The sequence below is a fragment of the Neobacillus sp. DFD-2R genome, assembly GCF_057747865.1.
Genome location: NZ_CM173228.1, coordinates 1,397,884 through 1,412,555 on the forward strand (window position 1 = coordinate 1,397,884; position 14,672 = coordinate 1,412,555).

18 protein-coding genes and 1 other annotated feature are annotated in these 14,672 nt (G+C 38.7%); all 18 genes read left to right on the forward strand.

The features are described 5' to 3' along the window. Nucleotides 1-26 precede the first annotated feature (26 nt). The 18 genes from AC3ANV_RS06715 to rpmA all read left to right on the forward strand — a co-directional run bounded on the left by AC3ANV_RS06715 (nucleotide 27) and on the right by rpmA (nucleotide 14,441). Nucleotides 27-1,352 (forward strand): bifunctional folylpolyglutamate synthase/dihydrofolate synthase, encoded by a 1,326-nt coding sequence (locus AC3ANV_RS06715; RefSeq protein WP_488312864.1) that lies wholly within the window; start codon nucleotides 27-29, stop codon nucleotides 1,350-1,352. A gap of 67 nt (nucleotides 1,353-1,419) precedes the next feature. Next, complete coding sequence (locus AC3ANV_RS06720) at nucleotides 1,420-1,587, forward strand: hypothetical protein (RefSeq protein ID WP_488312865.1); 168 nt, start codon at nucleotides 1,420-1,422, stop codon at nucleotides 1,585-1,587. 406 nt (nucleotides 1,588-1,993) lie between these two features. After that, nucleotides 1,994-2,158 (forward strand): hypothetical protein, encoded by a 165-nt coding sequence (locus tag AC3ANV_RS06725; protein WP_488312866.1) that lies wholly within the window; start codon nucleotides 1,994-1,996, stop codon nucleotides 2,156-2,158. After that, nucleotides 2,158-2,913 carry a prepilin peptidase gene (locus tag AC3ANV_RS06730; RefSeq protein WP_488312867.1) on the forward strand — a complete coding sequence of 252 codons (756 nt, stop codon included), beginning with the start codon at nucleotides 2,158-2,160 and terminating at the stop codon, nucleotides 2,911-2,913. Before AC3ANV_RS06725 ends, AC3ANV_RS06730 begins: the two co-directional genes overlap by 1 nt. A gap of 179 nt (nucleotides 2,914-3,092) precedes the next feature. Beyond that, nucleotides 3,093-4,184: a hypothetical protein gene (locus tag AC3ANV_RS06735; protein WP_488312868.1), complete on the forward strand. Its 1,092-nt coding sequence runs from the start codon at nucleotides 3,093-3,095 to the stop codon at nucleotides 4,182-4,184. Between the two features lie 241 nt (nucleotides 4,185-4,425). After that, complete coding sequence (locus tag AC3ANV_RS06740; RefSeq protein ID WP_488312869.1) at nucleotides 4,426-4,998, forward strand: Maf family protein; 573 nt, start codon at nucleotides 4,426-4,428, stop codon at nucleotides 4,996-4,998. A gap of 44 nt (nucleotides 4,999-5,042) precedes the next feature. Further along, on the forward strand, nucleotides 5,043-5,732 hold the full coding sequence (radC, locus tag AC3ANV_RS06745; RefSeq protein ID WP_488312870.1) for a RadC family protein: 690 nt from the start codon (nucleotides 5,043-5,045) through the stop codon (nucleotides 5,730-5,732). A gap of 160 nt (nucleotides 5,733-5,892) precedes the next feature. After that, on the forward strand, nucleotides 5,893-6,918 hold the full coding sequence (locus tag AC3ANV_RS06750) for a rod shape-determining protein (protein ID WP_488312871.1): 1,026 nt from the start codon (nucleotides 5,893-5,895) through the stop codon (nucleotides 6,916-6,918). Nucleotides 6,919-6,948: 30 nt separating this feature from the next. Continuing rightward, entirely contained in the window at nucleotides 6,949-7,824 is an 876-nt protein-coding gene (gene mreC, locus AC3ANV_RS06755) for a rod shape-determining protein MreC (RefSeq protein WP_488312872.1), read from the forward strand. A gap of 2 nt (nucleotides 7,825-7,826) precedes the next feature. After that, nucleotides 7,827-8,339 carry a rod shape-determining protein MreD gene (gene mreD / locus AC3ANV_RS06760; protein ID WP_488312873.1) on the forward strand — a complete coding sequence of 171 codons (513 nt, stop codon included), beginning with the start codon at nucleotides 7,827-7,829 and terminating at the stop codon, nucleotides 8,337-8,339. Between the two features lie 207 nt (nucleotides 8,340-8,546). Then, nucleotides 8,547-9,227 (forward strand): septum site-determining protein MinC, encoded by a 681-nt coding sequence (minC, locus tag AC3ANV_RS06765; protein WP_488312874.1) that lies wholly within the window; start codon nucleotides 8,547-8,549, stop codon nucleotides 9,225-9,227. Nucleotide 9,228: 1 nt separating this feature from the next. Beyond that, nucleotides 9,229-10,032, forward strand: coding sequence for a septum site-determining protein MinD (minD, locus tag AC3ANV_RS06770; protein WP_307403874.1), 804 nt, complete (start codon nucleotides 9,229-9,231; stop codon nucleotides 10,030-10,032). A 130-nt stretch (nucleotides 10,033-10,162) separates the two neighbouring features. Beyond that, nucleotides 10,163-10,945, forward strand: a complete 783-nt coding sequence (locus AC3ANV_RS06775) for a peptidoglycan DD-metalloendopeptidase family protein (RefSeq protein WP_488312875.1) — start codon at nucleotides 10,163-10,165, stop codon at nucleotides 10,943-10,945. Beyond that, nucleotides 10,938-11,804 (forward strand): M50 family metallopeptidase, encoded by an 867-nt coding sequence (locus AC3ANV_RS06780; RefSeq protein WP_488312876.1) that lies wholly within the window; start codon nucleotides 10,938-10,940, stop codon nucleotides 11,802-11,804. Before AC3ANV_RS06775 ends, AC3ANV_RS06780 begins: the two co-directional genes overlap by 8 nt. Before the next feature lie 44 nt (nucleotides 11,805-11,848). Further along, nucleotides 11,849-13,336 carry an Rne/Rng family ribonuclease gene (locus AC3ANV_RS06785; protein WP_488312877.1) on the forward strand — a complete coding sequence of 496 codons (1,488 nt, stop codon included), beginning with the start codon at nucleotides 11,849-11,851 and terminating at the stop codon, nucleotides 13,334-13,336. A 47-nt stretch (nucleotides 13,337-13,383) separates the two neighbouring features. Then, nucleotides 13,384-13,465 (forward strand) — a sequence feature (ribosomal protein L21 leader region). A gap of 13 nt (nucleotides 13,466-13,478) precedes the next feature. Next, the gene (rplU, locus tag AC3ANV_RS06790) at nucleotides 13,479-13,787 is read left to right on the forward strand and encodes a 50S ribosomal protein L21 (protein ID WP_307403881.1); all 309 of its coding nucleotides are present in this window, start codon (nucleotides 13,479-13,481) and stop codon (nucleotides 13,785-13,787) included. A 15-nt stretch (nucleotides 13,788-13,802) separates the two neighbouring features. Continuing rightward, complete coding sequence (locus AC3ANV_RS06795; protein ID WP_488312878.1) at nucleotides 13,803-14,147, forward strand: ribosomal-processing cysteine protease Prp; 345 nt, start codon at nucleotides 13,803-13,805, stop codon at nucleotides 14,145-14,147. After that, nucleotides 14,148-14,441, forward strand: a complete 294-nt coding sequence (gene rpmA, locus AC3ANV_RS06800; protein ID WP_307403885.1) for a 50S ribosomal protein L27 — start codon at nucleotides 14,148-14,150, stop codon at nucleotides 14,439-14,441. Nucleotides 14,442-14,672: the final 231 nt, after the last annotated feature.

Sequence of the window (14,672 nt, forward strand, 5' to 3'; positions counted from 1 at the left end):
ATAACAATAAAGACGGGGTGGCATGAATGTTTTCATCATATAAAGAAGCCCTTGAATGGATCCATGCAAGGTTAAGACTTGGTATCAAGCCCGGTTTAAAGCGGATGGAATGGATGATGGAGAAACTCGGAAACCCGGAAGCGAACTTAAAAGCTGTCCATATTGGCGGAACGAATGGTAAAGGATCGACAGTAACCTTCCTTCGGTCAATTTTACAGGCAGCAGGATACACGGTTGGGACCTTTACTTCTCCTTATATCGAACAGTTTAACGAGCGAATCAGTGTTAATGGGAAATCGATTAGTGATGAAGAGGTACTCCGTTTAGCAAATATCATTCGCCCGCTTGCTGATGAATTAGAGGAAACCGAGCTTGGAGGACCAACTGAATTTGAAGTGATCACAGCGATGAGTTTCTATTATTTCGCTGAAGTCAACAAGGTTAATATGGTTCTTTTTGAAGTCGGGCTGGGCGGAAGATTTGATTCCACCAATATTATTCAACCAATAGCTTCGATCATCACGAACATCGGGCTTGACCATACAAATATTTTAGGTCATTCCTATGAAGAAATTGCCTTTGAAAAAGCGGGAATTATAAAGGATAGGACACCGATTTTTACAGCTGTTAAGCAGTCTGAAGCACTAAAAGTCATTGAGAAACAGGCAAAAAAAAGACATGCCCCGCTTTCACGGATAAATCAGGAATTTTCGATTACCTGTAACAGATCGCTTGAAAAAGGTGAAATGTTTACACTAAAAACCGGGCTTCAAACAATAGATCAATTAGAAATTTGCATGATTGGCAAGCATCAAACAGAAAATGCCTCACTAGCTGTTATAGCAGCACAATATTTAAATCAACAAGGCTCTATTGTTCTTTCAGATCAAGCTATACGATCCGGTTTGAAAAATGCCTATTGGCCCGGCAGGTTTGAAATCCTCTCTGAAAATCCGCTCATCATTATTGATGGGGCTCACAATGATGAAGGTATTACAGCACTGGTACACGAATTGTCAACGCGTTATGCTGATCGTTATATTCATATTGTATTTGCTGCTTTGAAAGATAAAAAACTGGATCAAATGATTTCCAAACTGGACGACCTGGCCAATCAAATCTCATTTGTCTCGTTTGATTTTCCACGCGCGGCTGATGCGAAGGATTTGTTTGCGTTGAGCAGTTCAGAAAATAAAATAGCGGTTGAAGATGGTTGGAAAGCTTATTTAAATGAAGCAATTAAAACCATGGAACCGAACGGTGTTCTTGTCATTACCGGTTCACTTTATTTTATTTCTGAAGTAAAACCGTATTTATTCAAATTTCTAAAAAACACCATAATAAGTTTATGACAAGCCCATTTATATTTGCTAAAATTGTTTTATTATTATATTAATTAAAGATGGGGAGGGGAGTTTGATGGGTGTTAGACCACAGGTGAAAAGTGCTTTATTTCTTGTCTGGATTTTAATTGTACCAGGCGGAATGTGGTTAACCTATAACGCTTTTTCTCATCAAACTCCGGCAATTGGGTGGACATGGATTACACATATCCTTCAAGTAGTTGATGATAACGAACATACCTAATACGCAGAATTGAAGTCAGAGAGGTAATGACTGTTGGAATTCCGCATTAAAATTAATGAAGGCATAGCGGCTTAGTTAGGTCAAGGATAAAGTCCATTTTATTTAAAGCAAAGAAGGAATGGAGCCATATTACAAAGGGGTATCTTCCGTGTGATAAAGGGCTGGAAGAATTCGGGTGGCGGAGTATTCAAAATAAATCCATTATTGCTGTAAAGAAACCAATCTCCATTTGAACTTGATTAATTTCTATAATTAATGGATAAATTTGTGAATTGGTAATTAAAAATCTACAATAATGTAAATGAAGAGACAAAACTCACTTTAATTCTCTTTTTAATTTAGTATGATTATTATAATCTCATAGATAAATAATAATAGATTAAAAGAACCAAAAGGAGATTGGAAAATGGTAAATACATTAAGATTAAAGTTAAAAGAACCAAAGGGTTTTACTTTAATTAAATTATTGGCTTTAGGTAATTACTCTTATGATTTAGGTGGTGTACATCTATCTATACCTTTAAATCTTTCATCCATTTCTGAACAAGACCTTATTACTGCAGTTCAATAATGATTTATACCCTATTGTTTGTTTACGGTGTAGTTCTCGGCTCCTTTTATAATGTAGTTGGTTTTCGTGTTCCCATAAATAAATCAATTGTCACACCTAGATCTGCTTGTTCTACATGCGGGCATCAGTTAAAAAATTACGAACTCATCCCAATTGTTTCTTATATAATTCAAGGGGCAAAATGCCGCGGCTGTCATTCGAAGATTTCTCCTATATACCCGATTATGGAATTGCTTACAGGAATTCTTTTTGTAACAGCACCGCTGATTGTTGGATGGACTGGAGAATTATTGGTTTCATTGTCATTGATTTCACTGTTTATCATTATTGTAGTTTCCGATATTCGATATATGATCATCCCTGATAAAATTTTAATCTGGTTTACGGGGATTTTTTTATTGGAACGAATCATTTGGCCGTTAACGCCATGGTGGGACAGCCTATTAGGTGCTTTAAGCGGGTTTATTCTCCTTCTTATCATCGCTTTTGTCAGCAATGGCGGGATGGGCGGCGGTGATGTGAAGTTGTACGCACTGCTTGGAATGGTGTTAGGTTTTAAACTTGTCTTACTTTCATTCTTTCTGTCCACATTATACGGTGCTGTTCTTGGTGGACTTACCCTTCTTTTTAAAATTGTAAAAAGACGTCAGCCGATACCATTTGGACCGTATATTGCTGCAGGAACGCTTTCAGCCTATTATTGGGGATCGGAAATAATCGATTTATATATACGTTTTCTTAATCACGGATTTTAATTAAGGGGTTTGTAATATTGCTTTTAGATATATCAACAAAGTCTAATTAACCTCATGCGAAGGAACGATTAATTTGGCGAAATCATTCGATAACAAGACGACAAAAGTCTTGTTATTTTTTTTTGCCGTTATGATAGGATTAAACAAATTAGCCGTCTTAAGAGAAAGGAGTACGTAACTTGGACAAGCCAAAAAACGGCAATACGATTACAATTAAATTAAATGGTGAAAAACAGACTTTCGTAGATGAGTCTAAGGAAAAGGATCTGGAAACTGCCGGCAATCAATATCCAACTGTGATCATCGATTCCAACTCTTTAGATCAGGAAGGATTATTAGAAACGGCGGCTGCAAAGGAATCTGTTGATGAAAGCTTTGACTGGATTATTCCTGAATCATCCGAAAATGATATAGAGGAATATAAAATTGTTAGCAGCGAAAGCCAGAAATCCTCTAAAAAGGGGAAAGTTAATATATCCTCTTTTTCTACAAAATCATTAAAGGCCAATGGCAGTGCATTAAAATCCAGCGTTTTTTCAGTGATTTTTGCTATTATACTTGGAATTGGTTTCGGCTTTCTGATGCTAAAACTTGTCATAAATGGTCACAGCCCTAAAACGGCGGCAACAGCCACCAATCCTAATGTAGCCGTACAAACCAATACAGAAAATAATAATACAGATAAAACGGAGACAAACTCTAGCACTAAAACAATAAAACCGATGAGCTTCTTTGTGGTACAGGGCGGATTTTTTTCAACAAAGGATTCGGCCAACGGGACAGTAGAGAAAATGACAGGTCAAGGTATCCCTGCTGAAACCTTGGGAATGAACGGCAAGGAATATTTGTTCTTAGGTGTTGCCGAGTCCATTGATGCAGCCAAACAACTGGTTAGTTATTATAGAGATAAAGGACTTGATGACCCTTTTGCTAAAACAATAACATCAAAAGAGAAAACTGTATCCCATCTAACCGAAGAGGAGACAAGCTTTTTAGAAGCATCTCTCGATGTGTATCAAGACCTTTCAAAAGTAACAGCTGCTGCAATTTTAACGAAAACGCTAGAAAGCGATACGGTTAAAAACGCTGAGGATCACCTTAATAATATCGAAGATAAGAAAATTAAGAATGACAATGTAAAAAAGCTAAAAAACGATTTGGTATCTGCGGTTGATAAAATAAAAGCCTATCAAAAATCGAAAAGCACCAAAAGCCTTACAGAGGCACAGCAGAAACTATTAAATTTTCTTTCCACCTATTATTCCATGTGAGTAGGCGACAAAAAGGAACATCATTCGGTATTTTCCGGGAAATACAAATCTAATCAGGCCTGCCTGAAAAATGGGCAGGCTTTTATTATGCTTGTATATTATTTTCGGTAACAAAACAGAACTTTAGAATAATTTGTCATATTTAATCAAACTTTAATTATATAAAAATTGTTTGAATCGACAATTTCTGATACGATTAACATGTATCTCCCTAATGAAAGCAAAAAGGTAAGGTGATAGAATGCAGAACCTCATTTTAGCCTCTTCTTCTCCGCGGCGAAAAGAACTTCTAGAAAACCTCCGTTTAACATTCGAGATTTCAAGCAGTGAAGTAGATGAAAGCTTTGACCCGGGTCTTTCACCTGAGGAAGTAGTTATGGAGCTTGCTGATCGCAAAGCGCAGGTTATTTTTCAGGAAAATCCGCAAGCTTTTGTGATTGGAGCTGACACCATTGTTGTGGCTAATGGTCAAATCTTAGGTAAGCCGACGAATGAGGCAGACGCCATAGGCATGCTAAAAATGCTTTCCGGAAAAAAGCATGATGTTTATACAGGTGTTTCAATTATGAATCCAACAGGTTCTACCCGTTTTTACGAAAAAACTGAAGTTTGGTTTTGGGAGTTAACGGACGAGGACATAAGAGCCTATGTGCAAAGTGGTGAACCGCTTGATAAGGCAGGTTCATATGGAATTCAACAGCTCGGAAGCATGCTTGTCAAGAAAATTAATGGAGATTACTTTGCGGTTGTCGGTCTGCCCGTAGCGAGGACGGTTCGGGAATTAAAAAGGGCAGGTTACCAATTACCCTATTAGTGCTCATTCTTAGTTCTTAACTCCCGATAAAGGGAGGATAAAGAGTGTCCACAAATACATTAATGATCCGTGATTTCCCTCAAGACGAACGCCCTAGAGAGAGATTTATTCAACACGGTCCCCAGAGTTTATCGAATCATGAACTCATTGCAATTCTGCTGCGAACCGGGACAAAAGAAGAATCGGTTCTTCAATTATCTAACCGGTTACTGACTCATTTTGAAGGATTACGCCTTTTAAAAGCGGCAACCTTAGAGGAGATTACTTCCATTAAAGGGATTGGGTCAGCAAAGGCAATTCAAATCCTTGCAGCTGTAGAAATAGGGAGAAGGATTGCCAATTTAAATTATAATGATCGGTATGTGATCCGTTCCCCTGAAGACGGAGCCAATTATGTGATGAACGATATGCGATTTTTGTCTCAAGAGCATTTCGTTTGCCTGTATTTAAACACCAAAAATCAAGTGATCCATAAACAAACCGTTTTTATCGGCAGTTTGAATGCCTCTATCGTCCATCCGCGGGAAGTCTATCGCGAAGCATTAAAGCGTTCAGCAGCTTCCATCATCGCCATCCACAATCATCCCTCGGGAGATCCCTCACCAAGCCGTGAGGATATAGAGGTGACAAAGAGGCTTATGGAATGCGGTAAAATAATTGGCATCGATTTGCTTGATCATCTGATTATTGGTGAAAATAAATTTGTTAGTTTAAAGGAAAAAGGATATTTATAACACTATGTTTTTATTTGACGTTAGGATATAATATTGGTTATGATTTTTTAGGATTGCTATCGAATTTACTAGTTAAAATAGCATAAAAATTACACAATAAAAGGTAATGACTTTACCTTAAGGAATGATTGCATTTCGTATCAGAAAGGGAGATACACGTATGTTTGGAATTGGTGCCAGAGACCTTGGGATTGACCTGGGGACAGCTAATACGCTTGTTTTTGTTAAAGGAAAAGGAATTGTTTTAAGAGAGCCATCTGTTGTGGCAATGCAAACTGATACAAAAAGTATTGTTGCAGTTGGCAACGATGCAAAAAATATGATTGGCCGGACACCGGGGAATGTTGTTGCCCTTCGGCCAATGAAGGATGGCGTAATTGCTGATTTTGAAACAACTGCTGCGATGATGAAATACCATATCCGTATGGCTACGAAAAACAACAAAGGTCTTTTCTCAGGAAAACCGCATGTAATGGTTTGTGTTCCTTCAGGAATTACGGCGGTGGAGGAAAGAGCCGTAATTGATGCCACCCGTCAAGCCGGAGCAAAGGATGCATATACAATAGAAGAACCCTTTGCGGCGGCAATTGGTGCCAATCTGCCTGTTTGGGAGCCAACCGGAAGTATGGTTGTTGATATTGGCGGCGGAACTACCGAGGTGGCAATTATTTCTCTAGGCGGGATTGTTACCAGCCAATCGATTCGGGTTGCCGGTGATGAAATGGATGAATCCATTATCTCCTATATTCGAAAAACGTATAATTTAATGATTGGTGAGCGCACATCAGAAACGATTAAAGTAGAAATCGGTTCAGCCGGTGATTCTGAAGGTATTGAGAATATGGAAATTCGCGGCCGGGATTTATTGACCGGGTTGCCAAAAACAATTGAAATCGCAGCAAAAGAAATAGCAACGGCCTTACATGACACAGTTTATGCGATCGTCGAAGCTGTTAAAAATACACTTGAAAAAACACCTCCTGAACTTGCGGCTGATATCATGGACCGCGGGATCGTTTTAACAGGAGGAGGGGCGCTGCTTCGAAATTTGGACAAGGTTATTAGTGAAGAAACAAAAATGCCGGTCCTTATTGCGGAAAACCCGCTTGACTGCGTAGCAATTGGCACAGGAAAAGCATTAGAGCATATTCATTTATTTAAAAACAAAGCAAAAGATTCCAGATAAAACAATTAGAAAAAATAGAGGTGTATAATCATGCCACAGTTCTTTTTGAATAAACGACTGATTATCTTGCTTGTCAGCATTATCGTTCTCGTGGCATTGATTGGGTTTTCTTTAAGGGAGAGAAGTAAACTATCCTGGCCGGAGCAGTTTGTAAAAGACACAACCGGCTGGGTTCAATCCCTGGTATCAAAGCCTGCCCATTTGGTTGCAGGTTTTTTTGGAAGTCTCCAGGATTTACAAAATACATATCAAGAGAATAAAGAATTAAAATCGCGTATCGAAAATCTCGTTAGCCTTGAAGCTCAAGTTCAAGAGTTAAAAAAAGACAACAAAGATTTGCGTAACATTCTTGGTGAAAAAAAGACTCTGGCAGACTCTAAACCATTACCGGCTACTGTTATTGGCAGAAACCCTGATCGTTGGCATGAAATGATTATTATCGATAAAGGTAAAATAAATGGCATTAAACAAAATATGGCTGTTGTCACGGCAAATGGACTCATTGGAAAAGTAAAAAATGTGAACCAATTTAGTTCGACCGTTCAATTATTGAGTTCAATGGATCCGAAAAATCGAATTTCTGCAGTCATTCAAGGCGATACCAATGTTTACGGCCTTGTTGAAGGCTATGATAAAGATAAAAAAGAGCTGCAAATAAAGGCTATTCCTTCCAGTGCAAAGATTCAAAAAGGACAAACAGTGATTACCTCCGGATTAGGTGGTTTTTTCCCAAGTGGTCTCTTGATTGGAAAAGTAGTAGATGTGAAGCCTGATCAATACGGTTTAAATCAGACAGCCCTGGTCAAACCAGGAGCAGACTTTTATGATATTCAAAATGTTATGGTTATCCAAAGAAATATGATGCAGCCGGATACGAGTGCACTAAGTGATAGTAAGGGGGAGTGATTGTGAAAAAATTCCTTCTTCCTCTTTTATTTTTGATACTTTTTCTTTTGGAAAGTCTTTTTGCTCAGTATTTACCTGATGATATATTTGGAAAAACGTGTGTCCCTCATTTTCTTTTTACCGGCCTCCTCTTTTTAACAATTTATGTTGGTAGGAAACAAGGTATCATCTATGGCGTTATCTTTGGAATTTTGTTTGACATAGTCAATACAGAAATTATCGGTATTTACATGTTCTTGTTCCCTTTTGTTGCCTATCTTGTTTCAAAAATGATGAACGTGATGCAGGCAAATTTCATCACTGTCTTTCTTGCTTCCCTTATCGGCATAGGATTATTAGAAGTTGGTGTTTATGAAATGAACGTTTTAATCCATGTGACCGACATGGATTATATGAGCTTTTTCAAAATGCGTTTCTATCCAACCCTAATACTTAATGCGATTTTTATCATCCTGGCAGGCTACCCTTTGAAAAGACAAATTGAAAAAATTGCTGCTTCACTAAAAGAAGATTAATCCGGTTGGCTTTCTTTTAAAAAGAGGAGAATGAACGGAACGTGTCGAATTCTTTTAAGAAGGTGTCTAATTTTTTTCGGGATAAGTATGAGGACATACGGTTTTGTTCCCTATCGTAGTGGTTGGTGATAGGAAATATTTACCCATGGTCTCATACTTGCTCCGAAATTGATTCCGCTTTTCTTATTTTAGAGGTGAAAATTCTCCATGAAAAAACGGCAAAATGTTACAATAAAAGGAACAAAGGATGGAATTGTCCTTCATCTTGATGATAGCTGTTCCTTTCTGGAATTAACAAAAGAGCTAGATGAAAAACTATCCGAAAACTCAGGAACACAGGATGAACGCCATTTAACTCCTGTTAAAGTTGAAATAGGAAATCGGTTTTTAAATGAGGAACAGAAAGAAGAATTAAAAGAACTGATTCGGCAAAAAAAGAATTTATTAGTTGATGATATTGAATCAAATGTGATTACGAAAAAAGAAGCAGAACGACTGAAAGCCGAAGCGGAAGTGGTGACTGTTTCCAGAATCATTCGTTCCGGACAAGTATTGGAGGTCCCGGGTGATTTGTTATTGATTGGTGATGTAAATCCCGGTGGAACCGTAATAGCCGGAGGAAATATTTTTATTATGGGTACACTTAAAGGCGTGGCCCATGCGGGATACTATGGGAATGATGAAGCGGTTATCGCCGCATCAAACATGAAACCGTCACAGCTAAGAATCAACGATTGCTTAAATCGGGCTCCTGACATTGTTCCAAATAATGAAAAACGTGAAATGGAATGCGCATACATAGACGAAAATCGTCAAATTATTGTTGATAGATTGCAAGTTTTAATTCATTTAAGGCCTAATTTAACGAGATTAGAAGGGGGACATTAGTGTGGGAGAAGCAATTGTAATAACATCCGGTAAGGGCGGCGTCGGCAAAACCACGACTTCCGCTAATATTGGTACAGCGTTGGCCCTTCAAGGAAAGAAAGTCTGCTTGGTAGATACAGATATTGGCCTTCGAAATTTGGATGTTGTCATGGGGCTTGAAAATAGAATTATTTATGATCTTGTTGATGTAGTGGAAAAAAGGTGTAAGGTTCATCAGGCGTTGGTAAAGGATAAAAGATTTGAGGATTTATTGTACTTGCTCCCGGCTGCACAAACCGTTGATAAATCTGCGGTTAAACCGGAGCAAATGAAGGAGCTTATTGAAGATTTAAAACAAGACTATGATTATATCATAATAGATTGTCCTGCAGGAATTGAACAGGGCTATAAAAACGCTGTGGCCGGTGCTGATAAAGCCATTGTCGTTACAACTCCTGAAGTCTCTGCCGTGCGGGATGCGGACCGCATCATTGGTTTGCTTGAAAAAGAAAAAAACATGGAACCGCCAAGATTAATTATTAACCGGATCAGAAATCACATGATGAAAAACGGCGACATGCTTGAAATTGAAGAGATTACCCACCATTTATCCATTGAGTTGGTCGGAATTGTAGCTGACGATGAAGAGGTAATTCGTGCCTCAAATCACGGCGAACCTATTGCTTTGAATCCAAACAGCAAAGCTTCCATTGCCTATCGGAATATTGCGAGAAGAATTCTCGGAGAATCAATTCCGCTTCAGCCGCTTGAGGAAGCAAACCAAGGGGTATTTACAAAAATTAAAAAGTTTTTTGGCGTTAAGTAATAATAGGTCTGTCCTCTAAACTTGGGGACAGACTTTTTATTTTTCCATCGTCCAACTTTAAAATGTAAAGTCATACTCTATAAGTTCTGCTCATAAACTTGTACAAAAAGCGGGAAAAGGGTTGATGGGTATGGCACGGTCTACACCGGAAGAAATACGGCGACGAATCGCCAAAAGGAAAGGAACGCCGGGAAAAAGTCCAAATAATAATATGTTATTGCCCGGTGATGAAGAAAAGTACGGATATAATCCACTATCATCCTTTGAAAGCGAACATGATGATGGTGGGCATCCATTATTTAAAAAAGAGGTATTTCTATTTAAAATCTTGGCTTCAGTCTGTCTTTTCTTAATCATTGCTATTTTATTTCGTAATCATTCTTCGACATTTGCCCCTGCGAGAACGTGGGTTTTAAAATCAATGGATACAGATTTTAAATTTGCTGCAGTTTCAAAGTGGTACGAGGATAAATTCGGAAAACCATTGGCTCTCCTTCCTTTTACAGAAAAAGATAAAACAGGTACGAGTTCAGTAACTAAGACACAGCAAGGCTTGGCTGTTCCGGCTTCAGGAAAAATCCTCGAGAACTTTGAAAAAACCGGGCAGGGGATCATGATTGAAACAGGAAAAGGAGAATCTGTTGAAGCGATGAATGGAGGAATTGTTCAGTTTGCAGGAGTAAAAGACGGATTGGGAAAAACGGTCATTATTCAGCATGCCGACCAAACCGAATCCTGGTACGGGAATCTTGATGAAATCAAGGTTAACCTATATGAATATGTGGATAAAAGTAAAGTGGTAGGTACTGTTTCAGCCTCAACAGGTGAGGATAAAACAAAGGGAAAATATTATTTTGCCATTAAAAAAGGCGACTCTTTTATCGACCCGAATCAGGTGATCCGCTTTGACTAGAGTGAAATATTTACTGCAACATGTCCACATCCATCCGCTGTTATGGATTGTTATCGCAATTTCTATTGCCACAGCACATTTTCTTGAGGTCTGTTTCCTTTTAGCCATTATTTTTATACATGAGATGGGGCATGCAGCAGCGGCTTCATTTTTTTCATGGAGGATAAAAAAAATCACCCTGCTGCCGTTCGGCGGTGTTGCTGAAATGGATGAACATGGAAATCGGCCGTTAAAGGAAGAAGCAATTGTTGTTATTGCGGGGCCGCTTCAGCATATTTGGATGATGGGGCTGGCATATGTATTGAATTCCTTGAATTTAATACCTGAAACTTTATTTGCATTATTTATTAATTACAACATTATGATCTTACTATTTAATCTCTTTCCGGTTTGGCCTCTTGATGGCGGAAAATTGATTTTCCTGTTGTTTTCATTGCAAAAATCATTTCCGGAAGCACATCGGCTGACCTTAATTATTTCGTTTTTTAGTCTCAGTATCTTTTCTCTTTTAATTTTAGTAACGGCACCTGCACATTTAAACGTCTGGGTTGTAATTGCCTTTTTGTATTTCTCTCTCTATCACGAATGGAAACAGCGCCGCTTTATTTTTATGAGATTTTTATTAGAACGATATTATGGGAAAAAAGCTGACCTTGGTCAGTTAAAACCGATTCAGGCGAATGAACAGGATTTGCTCATCGATGTTTTAGAAAAATTCCAAAGGGGCTGCAAGCATCCCATTATTATTGAAAGCAATGGCAAAGAAAAAGGCATGTTAGATGAAAATGAATTACTTCACGCCTATTTTTCCGAAAAACGATTAACCGATAAAATCAGTGACCTTCTCTTTTCATATTGAAGAGGTATAATAGAATCAAATCAATAAAAGTGAGGAAACCGGTTTTGGAAACATTGATTATTAATTATTCTTCAAGAGAAAAAAGATTTGCCTTCCTAAGGGATCAGCAGGTAGAAAAAATCCATTTTGACCGACCGGAACATCGTTCTCTGGTCGGTAATATTTATTATGGGACTGTTACGAAAGTATTACCCGGGATGAATGCCGTATTCATCGATATCGGCGAAGAGAAAAATGCTTACTTGCATCGTGATGTGCTTTCATCATTTGTTCTATCAGCTGAAAACCCGCAAGAAAGAGAGATAAAGAACATCACTAACTTTGTTCATCAAGGGGAGAAATTACTTGTACAGGTGGACAAGGATGCCACAGGCACAAAAGGTCCGCGACTAACAGGAATTATTGAGGTTCAAGGAACAAACCTCATTTACATGCCGCAAGGGCGCTATATAGCAATCTCCAAAAAAATAGCTGATGAAAAGCAAAAAGCATCCCTCCGCAGTCTGGGAAATCGATTGAAAGAAGCAGATGAAGGAATGATTTTTCGAACCTCCAGCATTTCTTGCACTGAGGAGGAAATTCTACAAGAACTTAATGATCTGCGCAAGCAATGTGAAGGAATTCTCCAAAAAGCTGCTTCGTTGAAAAAGCCCGGTCTACTTTTTCAGAAAGATACCTTTCTCAATACGATTCTCGAAATGGTTGCCAACCTGCACACCGGAGAAGTGATCGTTGATGATTTAGCTTTAAAAAAATGGCTCGAACAAAGCAGTGTGCTGAATAAAAAAGTCAACCTAACCTTTTATAGCGGGAAAGAGAATATTTTTTCCGTAAATAGAGTAGAACATGAGATTGAAAAAGCGCTCAAAAGAGTGGTATGGCTTGATAATGGGTCCTATCTTATTTTTGATGAAACGGAAGCGTTAACGATCATTGATGTGAATACCGGTAAGTATTCCGGAAAAAGCGACTATCAGGACACTGTCCTAAAGACGAATCTGCTTGCGGCCCGGGAAATAGTTCGTCAGCTGCGGCTCCGTGATATTGGCGGTATCGTTCTGATCGATTTTATCGATATGAAACGGGAAAAAGACAGGCTATTTATTTTGGATACAGTTGAAACGGAATTAAAGAAGGATGAAAAAAGAACGAAAATCATTGGTTTTACACCGCTTGGGATTCTCCAGCTAACGAGGAAAAAAACGAAGGTCACTATATCAGAGGTTTTACAGGAGAAATGTCCTGTTTGCCATGGGACCGGGAAAATCATGAGTGCTGAAACAATTGGCTTTAGGCTCGAGCGTGAGTTAATCGAGCATAGGCATTCTGAATATGAAGCAGTCCTAATCGAAACAACTGAAGAGGTAAAAGCGGAGTTTTCCGGTCCAAATCAAAGCCATAAGGAAGCAATCGAAGAATTGGTCCATTTAAAAATATATTTTTCAGTGATTCCTTCTGTTGAGCCTTATTATATATTGAAACAATTTGGAGATGAAAGTGAGATATCCCAAAAATCCGGCGAATTCTATTGACACTATGATCGATCTTATGGTAGGATTTTAATGTTATGTTTGTAGCACCCGTGCTACAACCGCACAGACCAGGTAGTAAGTTTTGTGCAAAAGCATAAACGCCTGTCACTGGCGAGTCTGAGTTTATAAGGAGGTGCAGTTCATGTACGCAATTATCGAAACTGGCGGTAAACAACTTAAAGTCGAAGAAGGCCAAGCTATCTACATTGAAAAGCTAAATGCAGAAGCTGGTGAAACAGTTACTTTTGACAAGGTTCTTTTCGTTGGCGGTGAAAATGTAAAAGTAGGAAGCCCTGTTGTTTCTGGTGCTACTGTTACAGCTAAAGTTGAAAAGCAAGGCCGTCAAAAGAAAATCATCGTTTTCAAGTATAAAGCGAAGAAAAACAACCGTAAGAAGCAAGGTCATCGTCAACCTTACACTAAAGTAATCATCGAAAAAATCAACGCGTAAGGTGTTGGATTATAGATGATTGACATTAGAATTAATCGTACTGAATCCGATTCTATTCTGTCATTTGAAATTAGCGGTCATGCTTTTTTTGCCAATCGCGGACAGGATATCGTCTGTGCCGGCGTATCCGCAGTAACCGTTGGGACAATCAATGCAGTGCATGCCCTAACAGGTGTCACTCCACTGATTGAACATCGTGAAGACGGTTTTCTCCGCTGCGAGCTTCCGAATGATCTTTCGGAAAACGTTTATGAGAAAATCCAGCTTCTTCTCGAAGGTATGGTCGTTTCATTACGAACGATTGAAGAAGAGTACGGAAAGCACATAAAAATTACCTTCAAAAAGCAGGAGGTGGAATAAATGTTATTAAAATTAGATCTTCAGTTGTTTGCATCTAAAAAGGGAGTAGGTTCTACAAAGAACGGACGTGACTCTATCGCTAAGCGCCTTGGTGCTAAGCGTGCAGACGGACAATTTGTAACCGGTGGTTCAATCCTTTACCGTCAACGCGGTACAAAGATTTACCCGGGTGAAAACGTTGGCCGCGGCGGTGACGACACTCTTTTTGCTAAAATCGACGGCGTTGTGAAATTCGAACGTTTTGGTCGTGATCGTAAAAAAGTGAGCGTTTATCCAGCAGCTCAAGAAGCTTAATAGGCAATCGGAAACTCTAACCTGACCGGTTAGAGTTTCTTTTTGCTAAAGGAATGGAAATTTTTCCAAATGGGTAAGATACCCGGAGTTTTTTTGTTGTTTTGTTGAATTTAAGTATAAAACAAGGAGTTTGCGGATTGCTCCAGAGGTAATTCCCTCCAAAAAGCCTCTTAATTTACCTCTTAAAAAACAACATTCTCATAAAAAAGGCTTACTCATGCTGGCTTTTTT